Origin of the sequence: Streptomyces sp. NPDC096310 (genome assembly GCF_044763125.1) — a bacterium.
Lineage (GTDB): Bacteria > Actinomycetota > Actinomycetes > Streptomycetales > Streptomycetaceae > Streptomyces.
Map to the genome: position 1 here is coordinate 1,105,960 of NZ_JBIWFO010000001.1, position 13,323 is coordinate 1,119,282.

Consider the following 13,323-nt stretch of genomic DNA (forward strand, 5'->3'; position numbering starts at 1 on the left):
CTAGGAGACACCGTGGCGACCGAACAAGAACTCTTCGCGTATCTCAAGAAGGCCACCAGCGATCTTCAGCAAGCCCGTCGCCGGGTCCGTGAACTGGAGTCGCCGGAGCCCGTCGCCATCGTCTCGATGGCCTGCCGCTACCCCGGCGGAGTGCGCTCCCCCGAGGAACTGTGGGAGCTGGTGGCGGCGGGCACCGACGCCGTCTCGCCGTTCCCCGACGACCGCGGCTGGGACCTCGACGGACTGTACGACCCGGACCCCGACACGCCCGGCACCTCATACGGCAGGGAGGGCGGCTTCGTCACCGGCGCCGCCGACTTCGACGCACCGTTCTTCGGTATCTCGCCGCGCGAGGCGCTGGCCATGGACCCCCAGCAGCGGCTGCTGCTGGAGACCTCGTGGGAGGTCCTGGAACGGGCGGGCATCGACCCGGCCGCGCTGCGCGCCAGCAGGACCGGTGTCTTCACCGGGATCAGCCACCAGGACTACGCGCTGGGCCTGAACATCTCCACCGAGGTCTCCGAGGGACACCTCATGACCGGCAACGCCGTCAGTGTGATGTCCGGCCGCGTCGCGTACACCTTCGGCTTCGAGGGGCCCGCGGTCACCGTCGACACGGCGTGCTCGTCGTCGCTGGTCGCCCTGCACCTCGCCGCGCACTCACTGCGTACGGGGGAGTGCTCCCTCGCCCTCGCGGGCGGGGCCACCGTGATGGCCACCCCCAACGCCTTCACCCGGTTCAGCCGGGAGCGCGGACTGGCCCCCGACGGCCGGTGCAAGGCGTTCGGCGCGGGCGCCGACGGGACCGGGTTCAGCGACGGCATCGGCGTCCTGCTGCTGGAACGGCTCTCGGACGCCGAACGCAATGGCCACCGGGTGTTGGCGGTCGTCCGGGGCTCCGCCGTCAACCAGGACGGCGCGTCGAACGGACTGACCGCCCCCAACGGCCCCGCCCAGCAGCGGGTCATCCGGGAGGCGCTGTCCGCCGCCGGGCTCGCCCCGTCCGAGGTCGACGCCGTCGAGGCACACGGTACGGGGACGACGCTGGGCGACCCAATCGAGGCGCAGGCCCTCCTCGCGACGTACGGGCAGCACCGGGACCGCCCGCTGTGGCTGGGCTCGCTGAAGTCCAACATCGGGCACACCCAGGCCGCGGCAGGGGTCGGCGGCGTCATCAAGATGGTCCAGGCGATGCGCCACGGCACCCTGCCCAAAACCCTGCACGCGGACAAGCCCTCGCTCCGGGTGGACTGGTCGGCCGGCGCGGTGGAACTGCTCACCGAACCCCGGCCGTGGGACCCCGCCGCCGGAGGCGTCCGCAGGGCCGGTGTCTCCTCCTTCGGGATCAGCGGTACGAACGCGCATGTCATCCTGGAGGAGCCGCCCGCGCGCCAGGAGGCCCCCCGGGCGCCGGGGCGGGCGCCGGGCGCGACGCCCTGGGTGCTCTCGGCGAGGAGCGCGCCGGCGCTGCGGGCCCAGGCCGGGAACCTGCTGGCCTTCCTGGACGCGCGCCCCGGCCACGACACCACCGACACGGACACCGACGCTGCCGACACCGACACCGACACCGACACCGACACCGACACCGACACCGCCGACACCGACATCGCCTTCTCCCTGGCCGCGACCCGGTCCGCGCTGGAGCACCGTGCCACGGCCGTCGCCGGGGACCGCGCCGGGCTGCTCGCCGCGCTGCGGTCCATCGCCGACGGATCGGCGGCCACCACCGTGGCCGACACCGGCCCCAAGGTCGCGTTCCTCTTCGCGGGCCAGGGCTCCCAACGCGTCGGCATGGGCCGTGAACTCACCGCGCGTTTCCCGGTGTTCGCCGCCGCGCTCGACACGGTCCACGCCGCCCTCGATCCGTATCTCGACCGGCCGCTGCGCGAGATCATCGACGGTGACGCGCCGGCCCTGGACTCCACCGACCACGCACAGCCCGCCCTGTTCGCCCTGGAGGTGGCGCTCTTCCGGCTGCTGGAGTCCTGGGGCATCCGGCCCGACGCGGTCGCCGGGCACTCGGTCGGGGAGATCGCCGCCGCGCATATCGCCGGAGTGCTGACCCTCGACGACGCCGCGCTGCTGGTGACCGCCCGGGGCCGGCTGATGCGTGGCCTGCCCGAGGGCGGCGCGATGGTGGCGATCGAGGCCCCGGAGGCCGAAGTCCTCCCCGCCATCGACGCGTTCACCGGCCCGCCGACCGGCCCGCCCACCGGCCCGCCCACCCGTGCACGCGCCTCCGTCGCCGCCGTCAACACCCCGGCGTCCACGGTTGTCTCCGGCGACGGGAGCGCCGTACGGGAGATCGCGGCGCACTTCGAGGAGCGAGGCGTCCGGACCAAGAGGCTGCGGGTGAGCCACGCCTTCCACTCCCCGCTGATGGAGCCGATGCTCGCCGAGTTCGCGGCCGTCGTCGACGGCCTGTCGTTCGCCCCGCCCGCGCTCACCTTCGTCTCCACGGTCACCGGCCGGGTCGTGACCGAGGAGCTGGCCACCCCCGCCTACTGGGTCCGCCACGCGCGGGACGCCGTACGGTTCGCGGACGCCGTCACCGAACTGGCCTCCCTCGGCGCCACCGCGCTCGTCGAACTGGGCCCGGACGCGACCCTCTCCGGCCTGGCGGCGGGCGCCGCCCCCGTGGTCCTGCCCGTACTGCGCAAGGACCGCGCCGAGGAGCTTTCCGCCACCGCCGCGCTGACCGGGCTGTGGGCGCACGGCGTACCGGTGGCGTGGCCCGCGTACTTCACCGGCACCGAACCGCGCCCGGCCGGGCTGCCCACCTACGCCTTCCAGCGCGAGCGGTACTGGCTCGACCCCGTCACGTCCGCGCCCGGCCGGGCGAGCGCCCTCGGGCTCGGCTCGGCGCGGCACCCGCTGCTCGGCGCCGTCACCACCCTCGGCGCGGACGACGGGCTGCTGTTCACCGGGCGGCTCGCCACCGCGACCCACCGCTGGCTCGCCGACCACGCCGTCGACGGCACCGTCCTCCTGCCCGGCACCGCCTTCGTGGAACTGGCCGTACGCGCCGGGGACGAGGCGGGATGCGACCGCGTCGACGAACTCACCCTGCTCGCCCCGCTCGTCCTGCCCGCGCGTGACGGCGTACGCCTCCAGATCGCGGTGGGCGCGCCCGACCCGGCGGGCCGGCGCACCGTGACCCTGCACTCCCGCCCCGAGGGGCACGGCGAGGACGAGCCGTGGACGCTGCACGCGAGCGGATTCCTCGCCCCGTCCACCGCCACGCCGCCGCCGGGAGGGCTCACGGTCTGGCCGCCCGAGGGCGCGACCGTGCTGCCCGTCGACGGGGTCTACGAGCGCCTGGCCGAACAGGGTTACGGATATGGGCCCGCCTTCCAGGGGCTGCGCGCGGCCTGGACCCGTGGCGACGAGGTCTTCGCCGAGGTCGCGCTGGATCCGGTGGGGCAGCGGGACGCGGCGGAGTTCGGCCTCCACCCGGCGCTGCTCGACGCCGCCCTGCACGCCACCGCCGTACGGACCCTCGGTGACGGGGGAGAGCGGCTGCTGCCGTTCTCCTGGAGCGGCGTGTCGCTGTACGCGTCGGGCGCGACCGCGCTGCGTGTCCGGGTCGCCCCGGCGGACGGCGACGCGCTCGCCGTGCTGGTGACGGACGACGAGGGGCGCGCCGTCGCGTCGGTCGACGCGCTGACCGTACGGGCCGCCGATACCGACGCGCTCACGGCGGCGGGCGCGGGCGACGACGCGCTGTTCCGGCTCGACTGGACCGAACTGCCGCCCACCGAACTCCCGCCCGCCGAAGCCGCCATGGCCGGGGCACCGGCCGCCGGTACGACGGAACCCGGAAGCCTGGTGGTGCTCGGCGACAACGACCTGGGCCTCGGGTCCGGCCTTGGCACCCGCCCTGGTTCCGCCGTGGGCGTCCGCGCCTCGCTCGCGGAGCTGGACACCGTGCCGGACACCGTCCTCGCGCCGTTCCTCACCCCGGCCGGGCCCGGCACGGATCTATCGGGCGCCGCCCACGCCACCACCCACCGGGCGCTCGCCCTCGTACAGGAGTGGCTGGCCGACGACCGGTTCACCGCGTCCCGGCTGGTCTTCCTCACCCGTGGCGCGCTCACCGGCGATCTGGCCAACGCGCCGGTCCCGGGCCTCGTCCGCGCCGCCCAGTCGGAGCACCCCGGCCGGTTCGTCCTGCTCGACCTGGACGAGATCACCCCCGAAGGCGTCGGCGCGGCACTGGCCACCGGGCATCCCCAACTCGGCGTGGCCGAGGGGCGGATCAGGGTGCCCCGGCTCGTACGGGCGGGCGCCGCCCCCGGTGGCACGGCGCCTTCCGCGCCCTGGTCACCGTCCGGAACCGTACTGATCACCGGCGGTACGGGCGGACTCGGGGGCCTGGTCGCCCGCCATCTCGTCACCGAGCACGGGGTGCGTCGCCTCGTCCTCGCCGGCAGGCGTGGCCCCGACGCCCCCGGCGCGGCCGAACTCACCGCCGAACTAGAGGCGTTGGGCGCCGAGGTGACCGTCGCGGCCTGCGACGCCGCCGACCGGGACGCCCTGGCCGCACTGCTGGCCGCGCATCCGCCGAACGCCGTCGTGCACGCGGCGGGCGTCCTGGACGACGGGGTCATCGGCTCACTGACCCCCGAGCGCGTCGACGCCGTCCTGCGGCCCAAGGTGGACGCCGCCATCCATCTGCACGAACTCACCCAGGACCTCGACGCGTTCGTCCTCTTCTCCTCGGCCTCCGGTCTGCTCGGCGGCGCGGGACAGGCCAACTACGCCGCCGCCAACGCCTTTCTCGACGCCCTCGCCCAGTCCCGTACCGCACAGGGCCTGCCCGCGCTCTCCCTCGCGTGGGGTGCCTGGGCCGCCGACCACGGCATGACCGGCGCCCTGGACGCGACCGACACCCGGCGGATGGCGCGCGGCGGGGTGCTGCCGCTCGGCGCGGAGCGCGGACTCGGCCTGTTCGACCTGGCGACGGCGTCCGGCCGGCCGCTGCTCGTCCCGATGCTGCTGGACACCGCCGCCGTACGGAACTCCGGCGAGCCCGTGCCCGAACTCCTGCGCGGCCTGGTCCGCCCGGCCCGCCGGCGCGGCGCCGCGGGCGGGACCGGGGATGTCGGCGGCACGGCACTGGCGCGGCGACTGGCCGCGCTCGACCCGGCCGACCGCGCGGCCGAACTGCTCACCCTCGTCCGTACCCAGGTCGCCCTCGTGCTCGGGTACGCCGATCCGGGGACCATCGAGGCCGACAAGGCGTTCAAGGACCTCGGCTTCGACTCGCTGACCGCCGTCGAGCTGCGCAACGCGCTGCACACGCGGACCGGGCTCCGGCTGCCCGCCACCCTCCTGTTCGACTCGCCCACCCCGCTGGTGCTCGCCGAACGGCTCACCGCGGAACTCGCCGGGACCGGCGAACCGGGCGCCGCCGCACCGGCCGCCCAGGTACGCGCCCGTACCGACCAGGAGCCGATCGCCATCGTCGCGATGGGCTGCCGCCTCCCCGGCGGGGTGCGCTCGCCCGAGGAGCTGTGGTCCCTCGTCACCGGCGGCGTCGACGCCATCTCCGCCTTCCCCGACGACCGGGGCTGGGACGTGGACGCGCTCTACGACACCGACCCCGACCGGCCGGGCACCTCGTACACCCGGCACGGCGGATTCCTGCGGGACGCGAGCCTGTTCGACCCGGCATTCTTCGGGATGAGCCCCCGCGAGGCGCTGGCCACCGACCCGCAGCAGCGGCTGCTGCTGGAGACAGCCTGGGAGGTGTTCGAGCGCGCCGGAATCGACCCGGCGACGGTGAAGGGGACCCCGGCCGGTGTCTTCGTCGGCGTCATGTACAACGACTACGCGGAGTGCCTGGCGGAGAGCCTGGAAGGGCACATCGCCAGCGGCAGCGCCGCCAGTGTGGCCTCCGGGCGCCTCTCGTACACCTTCGGCCTCGAAGGCCCCGCCGTCACCGTCGACACGGCGTGCTCCTCCTCGCTGGTCGCCGTCCACCTCGCCGCCCAGTCGCTGCGGCAGGGCGAGTGCACACTGGCGCTCGCGGGCGGTGTCACCGTCATGTCCACGCCCACCACCTTCGTCGAGTTCTCCCGGCAGCGGGGTCTCGCGCCGGACGGCCGGTGCAAGGCGTACGGTGCGGGTGCGGACGGTACCGGCTGGTCGGAGGGGGTCGGTCTGCTTCTGCTGGAACGGCTCTCGGACGCCGAACGCAACGGCCATGAGGTCCTGGCCGTGGTCCGGGGCTCCGCCGTCAACCAGGACGGCGCGTCCAACGGACTGACCGCCCCCAACGGCCCCGCCCAGCAGCGCGTCATCCGCCAGGCCCTCGCCAACGCCGGGCTCGACCCGGCCGACATCGAAGCCGTCGAAGGACACGGTACGGGGACGACGCTGGGCGACCCGATCGAGGCGCAGGCCCTCCTCGCCACATACGGACAGGACCGGGACCGCCCGCTGTGGCTGGGCTCGCTGAAGTCCAACATCGGGCACACCCAGGCCGCCGCGGGCGTCGGCGGCATCATCAAGATGGTGCAGGCCATCCGGCACGGCGTCCTGCCCCGAACCCTGCACGCGGACGAGCCGTCACCGCACGTGGACTGGTCGGCGGGCGCCGTCTCGCTGCTCCATGAGAACCGGCCGTGGCCCGGGACGGGACGGCCGCGCCGCGCCGGTGTCTCCTCGTTCGGGGTGAGCGGCACCAACGCGCACACCCTCCTCGAAGAGGCCCCGCGCCCGGCCGCCCCGCCCAGGGCCCGCGAAGCGCTGCCCGCGCTGACGGCGCCGGTGCCGTGGATCCTCTCCGCGAAGACCCCGCGGGCCCTGCGGGAACAGGCCGCCCGGCTCGCCCGGCACCTGGACGACCACCCGGAGACCTCCGGCGCCTTTCTTCCCTCCGTCGCCGATGTCGGACTCTCCCTGGCGACCACCCGGGCCGCCCTCGACCACCGGGCCGTCCTCGTCGGCCATGACCACGCCGAATTCCGCACCCTGCTCGACGAGTTGGCGGCCGACACCGTCTCGGCCCGGATCGTACGGGGCACCACCCGCCCCACCGCCAGGACGGTCTTCGTCTTTCCCGGCCAGGGCTCCCAGTGGCCAGGCATGGCCACCGGCCTCCTCGAACACCCGGTGTTCCGGGCCCGGATGGAGGAGTGCGCCGCCGCCCTCGCACCCCATGTGGAGTGGTCGCTGTGGGACGTCCTGGGCGATGCGGAGGCGCTGCGGCGCGTGGACGTCGTCCAGCCGGCACTGTTCGCCGTGATGGTCTCGCTCGCCGCACTGTGGCGCGGTTACGGTGTGGAGCCCGCCGCCGTCGTCGGGCACTCCCAGGGCGAGATCGCCGCCGCCTGCGTCGCGGGCGGACTCACCCTGCCCGACGCCGCCAAGGTCGTCGCCCTGCGCAGCCGGGCGATCCTGGAACTCTCCGGACACGGCGGCATGGTGTCGCTGTCCCTGTCCGCCGCCGAGGCGGCCGGGCGCCTCGCCCGCTGGGACGGCCTGTCGGTCGCCGCGGTCAACGGACCGCGCTCGCTCGTGGTGGCGGGCGACGACCAGGCCCTCGAAGCGCTGCTGGCCTCCTGCGAGGCCGACGGTATCCGCGCCCGCCGCGTCCCCGTCGACTACGCCTCCCACTCCGCACACGTCGAAGCCGTACGGGAGGAACTGCGCACCGTCCTCGACGGCATCGCGCCGCGCCCCGGCCGGGTCGCCTTCTACTCGGCCGTCACCGGCGGCCTTCTCGACACCACCGAACTCGGCCCCGCCTACTGGTACCGCAACCTCCGCGAGACCGTACGGTTCGACGAGGCCACCCGCGCCCTCGCCGGCGGCGGCCACCACCGCTTCATCGAGATGGGGCCGCACCCCGTCCTCGCCGTGGGGATCCGCGAGACCCTGGAGGACCTCGGCGCCGACGGGCAGGTCCTCGGCTCGCTGCGGCGCGACGACGGCGGCCCCGACCGTATGCTGCTCTCGCTCGCCGAAGCGTACGCCGGGGGCCAGCGGCTGGACGCGGAGAGCCTCTTCGCCGGGCTGGGCGCGCGCCGCGTCCCGCTGCCGACGTACCCGTTCCAGACCGAGCGGTACTGGCCCGCCCCGCACACCGGACGGCGCGGCGACCTCACCACGCTGGGGCTGAACGCGAGCGGCCATCCGCTGTTCGGCGCCGGGGTCCCGATGTCCGAGGGCGACGGCGTCCTCCTCGTCGGCGCGCTGTCACTGGCGACCCACCCCTGGCTGGCCGACCACGCCGTGGGGGACACCGTCCTCCTGCCCGGTACGGCCTTCGTGGAGCTGGCCCTGCGCGCCGGGGACCAGGTCGGCTGCGCCGGACTCGCCGAACTCACCCTCCAGGCACCGCTGATCCTGCCCGCACGGGGCACCGTACGCCTTCAGCTCACCGTGGGGGAGCCGGACGAGCACGGCAGGCGGCCGGTCACCGCAGGCTCCCGGCAGGACGACGACGAGCCCTGGACCCGGCATGCCACCGGCGTACTCGAACCGACGGCCGCCGCACCGGAAACAGGCCCCGGCGCCACGGACTTCACCGCCTGGCCGCCGCCCGGCGCCACCCCCGTCGCCGTCGACGGCCTCTACGACCGGCTGCCCGGCATCGGACTGCGGTACGGCCCCGCCTTCCAGGGCGTCCACGCGCTCTGGCGGCGCGGCGACGACCTGTTCGCCGAGGTACGACTCGCCCCCGAACAGCGCGACGAGGCAGGGCTGTTCGGGATGCATCCCGCCCTGCTGGACGCGGCGCTCCACCCGTTCCTGACCGACGTCCTGGACGGCGGCACGCCCGACGGACAGGTGGTGCTGCCCTTCGCGTGGACCGGGGTGGCGCTCCACTCGACGGGCGCGAGCGCGCTACGGGTCAGGCTCGCCCCGGGAGGCCGGGTCGAGGCCGCCGACGGGACGGGCGCGCCGGTGGTGACCGTGGCCGGTCTGGCCTCCCGGCCGGTCTCCGTCGCCGGACTCGCGGCGCACGGCCCGCTCTACCGGATCCTCTGGCAGCCCCTCGCCCCGGAACCGGCCGGTGCCGTATCCGGTACGGGCGGGGCGGTCCTGGGCGAGGACGTCCTCGGCCTCGGGCTGCCCGCGTACCCCGACCTGGACGCCCTCGCCGCCGCCCGCCCCGGGAACGGACCGGTCTTCGCCACCCTGTCGGGCGGGCCGGGGGCGGACGCCGTCCACACCGCCACACACGAGGCGCTGGCCCTGGCCCGGGCGTGGACCGGCGACGAACGCTTCGACGGATCGCCTCTGGTCGTGGTGACCCGGGGCGCGGTCGCGACGACCGGCGACGAGGACGTGCCGGACCTGGCCGCGGCGGCCGCGCGCGGGCTGCTGCGCTCGGCGCAGTCGGAGCACCCCGGACGGATCGTCCTGGTCGACCTGGACACCGTGGCGGGCCCGGCGGCCCCGCTGTACGCCGCGGTGGCCACCGGTGAGCCCCAAGTCGCCGTACGCGGGGAGGAGTTGCGCGTACCACGGCTGGACCGCGCACCCCTGGCCGCGCCCGCGCCCGCCGGGCCGTGGGATCCGGACGGAACGGTGCTGATCACCGGTGGTACCGGTGTGCTGGGCGGACTGGTCGCCCGCCATCTCGCCTCGGTGCACGGGGTCCGCCGTCTCCTGCTGACCAGCAGGCGCGGTCCCGACTCCCCGGGCGCCGCCGAACTCCTGGTGGAAATGAGGGGGTTGGGTGCCGAGGTGACCGTCGCGGCCTGCGACGCCGCCGACCGGGACGCGCTGGCGGCCCTGCTGGCAGACCACCGGATCACCTCCGTCGTACACACCGCCGGAGTGCTGGACGACGGGGTCATCGGCGCGCTCACCCCCGAACGCGTCGACACCGTCCTGCGGCCCAAGGCCGACGCCGCGCTCAACCTCCATGAACTCACCCGGGATCTCGACGCGTTCGTCCTGTTCTCCTCGGCCGCCGCCGCGTTCGGCGCCCCGGGACAGGGCAACTACGCGGCGGGCAACGCCTTCCTCGACGCGCTCGCCCAGCACCGCAGGGCGGACGGACAGCCCGCCGTGTCGCTCGCCTGGGGTCTGTGGGAGCAGTCCAGCGCGATGACCGGCCATCTCGGCGCCGACGACCTCGCCCGGCAGCGGGCCACCGGAGCCCTCCCCCTCTCGTCGGCGGAGGGGCTGCGTCTCTTCGACGCGGCGACGGCCCGTACGGAGCCGCCGGCGTCCGGTACGGGTTCGCCCACCGGCGCCGGCGATGCCCTGCTCCTGCCGCTGCGGCTCGATCCCGCCCGGCTGCGCGCCTCCGCCGCACCCGTCCCCGCGCTGCTGCGCGGACTCCTCAGGACCACCACACGCCCCACCGCGGACACGGCCCCCACCGACGGCTCCGACCTCGCCCGCCGGCTCGCCGCACTCCCCGTCGAGCAGCAGGGCCACGAACTCCTCGCCCTGGTAAGGGGCCACGCCGCGGCCGTACTCGGCCACCCGGGGCCGGAGGCGATCGACCCGGACACCGCCACCCGTGACCTCGGCTTCGACTCGCTCACCGCCGTGGCACTGCGCAACCAGCTCGCCGAGGCCACCGGGTTGCGGCTGCCCGCCACGCTCGTCTTCGACCACCCCACCCCGGCCGCGCTCGCCGCCACCCTGCGCACCCGGCTCACCGGCACGTCCCCGGCCCCGGCCGCACCGGCCACCGGGAGCGCCGTACCGTCCGACGACCCGATCGCGATCGTCGGGATGGCCTGCCGCTACCCCGGCGGGGTGCGCTCGCCCGAGGACCTGTGGGAGCTGGTGGCGTCCGGGGGCGACGCGATCGCCGCGATGCCCGGCGACCGGGGCTGGGACGTCGACGGGCTCTACGACCCCGACCTCTCCCGTCCCGGTACCTTCTCCACCCGCCAGGGCGGATTCCTCTACGACGCCGCCGAGTTCGACCCGGCGTTCTTCGGGATCTCCCCGCGCGAGGCCCTGGCCATGGACCCGCAGCAGCGGCTGCTGCTGGAGACCTCCTGGCAGGCGTTCGAGCGGGCCGGGATCGATCCGGCGACCGCGCGCTCCACCAGGACCGGTGTGTTCGTCGGCGTCATGTACCACGACTACGGCGCCGGGGCGGACGCCGTACCCGAGGACGTCGAGGGATATCTCGGCGGCGGCACGGCGGGCAGTGTGGCCTCCGGCCGCGTCTCCTACACCCTCGGCCTCGAAGGTCCGGCGGTCACCGTCGACACCGCCTGCTCCTCCTCCCTGGTCACCCTGCACCTCGCCGCACAGGCGCTGCGCGGTGGCGACTGCACCATGGCCCTCGCGGGCGGCGCCACGGTGATGTCGACACCCGGCACCTTCGTCGAGTTCTCGCGGCAGCGCGGGCTGGCCGCAGACGGACGCTGCAAGTCCTTCGCGGCGGGCGCGGACGGCACCGGCTGGGGCGAGGGCGCCGGGATGCTCCTTCTGGAACGGCTCTCCGACGCCCGGCGCAACGGCCACGACGTCCTCGCGGTAGTCCGGTCCACCGCGATCAACCAGGACGGCGCCTCCAACGGCCTCTCCGCGCCCAACGGCCCCGCTCAGCAGCGGGTGATCCGCCAGGCACTGGCGGGCGCCGGGCTCTCCTCCGCCGATGTGGACGTGGTCGAGGGGCACGGTACGGGGACCACGCTGGGCGACCCGATCGAGGCGGAGGCCGTGCTGGCGACGTACGGGCAGAGCCGTGAACACCCGCTCTGGCTCGGCTCGTTGAAGTCGAACATCGGGCACACCCAGGCCGCCGCCGGGGTCGCGGGCGTCATCAAGATGGTGCAGGCGCTGCGGCACGGCCTGCTGCCCCGCACCCTGCACGTGGACGCACCGAGCCCGCACATCGACTGGACGGCGGGCGCGGTACGGCTGCTGACCGAGGCCCAGCCGTGGCCCGCGACAGGACGGCCCCGCCGGGCGGGGGTCTCCTCGTTCGGGGTGAGCGGCACCAACGCGCACGCCATCCTCGAACAGGCCCCCGCGGCGCCCGTACCCGACCGTCAGGACGGCCCGGCCCCCGGCGCGGTCCCGTGGGTGCTGTCGGCCAGGACCGCCGAGGCGCTGCGCGCCCAGGCCGGACGGCTGACCGCGCGGGTGACGGACCAGGCGCCGGCCGATGTCGGCCTGTCGCTCGCGGCCACCCGTACCCGGTTCGCGCACCGGGCCGTGGTCATCGGCGCGGACGGCCCCGCGCTGCTCACGGGAACGGACGCCCTCGCACACGGCGAGCCCGGGACCGACATCGTCGAGGGCGTCGCGGACCTGCGCGGCCGTACCGTCTTCGTCTTCCCCGGCCAGGGCTCCCAATGGGTCGGCATGGCAGCCGAGTTGATGGACTCCTCGCCGGTGTTCGCGTCGTGGATGGCGCGGTGCGCCGAGGTGTTGGCGCCGTATACGGACTGGTCGCTCGCCGAAGTGCTGGGTGACGCGGGGGCGTTGGAGCGGGTGGATGTGGTGCAGCCGGCGTTGTTCGCGGTGATGGTGTCGCTGGCGGAGCTGTGGCGTTCGTACGGTGTGGAGCCGGCCGCCGTGCTCGGGCACAGCCAGGGGGAGATCGCCGCCGCCTGCGTCGCCGGAGCCCTCTCCCTGGCCGACGCCGCGCGGATCGTCACACTGCGCAGCCGGGCCATCGCCGCGACGCTGGCCGGCCACGGCGCAATGGTGTCGCTGGCCCTCTCCGTCGCCGAGGCCGAGGACCAACTCGCCCGCTGGGAAGGCAGGATCACCCTCGCCGCGGTCAACGGCCCCCGCTCCGTCGTCGTGGCGGGGGAGCCGGCCGCCCTGGAGGAACTGCGGACCGCCGTCGAGAACAGCGGCCGGCGGGCCCGGCGGATCCCCGTCGACTACGCCTCGCACACCGCACACGTCGAGGCGGTCCAGACCGAACTCCTCACCGCACTGGCCGATGTCGCCCCGACGGAGGCGACGGTGCCGTTCTTCTCGACGGTCACCGCAGGATGGCTCGACGGCACCCGCCTCGACGCCGCCTACTGGTACCGCAATCTGCGCGAACCGGTCCGCTTCGAGGACGCCGTACGGGAACTCGCCACACTGGGCTTCGACTTCTTCGTCGAGACGAGCGGCCATCCGGTCCTGACCGTCGGCGTCCGCGAGACGCTCGACGCCCTCGACTCGACCGCCGTCGCCCTGGGTTCGCTGCGCCGCGACGACGGCGGCCCCGACCGCTTCCTGAGGTCGCTCGCGGAAGGGCATGTCCGCGGGCTGGCCGTCGACTGGACGCCCGCGTTCCCCGGCGCGCGCCGTGTCGCCCTGCCGACCTACGCCTTCCAGCGCGAGCGCTACTGGCTGGAGTCCGGTGGACGGCCCGCCACCGCCCCA

At 75.1% G+C, this 13,323-nt stretch carries 1 protein-coding gene (only partly in view); it reads left to right on the plus strand.

Features of this window, described 5'->3' with window-relative positions; translation table 11 throughout:
- Nucleotides 1-12 precede the first annotated feature (12 nt).
- Nucleotides 13-13,323, plus strand: the 5' portion of a protein-coding gene (locus ACIQ7D_RS04445; protein ID WP_403933437.1) for a type I polyketide synthase. Its footprint extends 8,346 nt past the window's final position; 13,311 of the gene's 21,657 nt are visible here — the first part of the coding sequence; the start codon lies at nucleotides 13-15; its stop codon lies beyond the right edge, outside the window.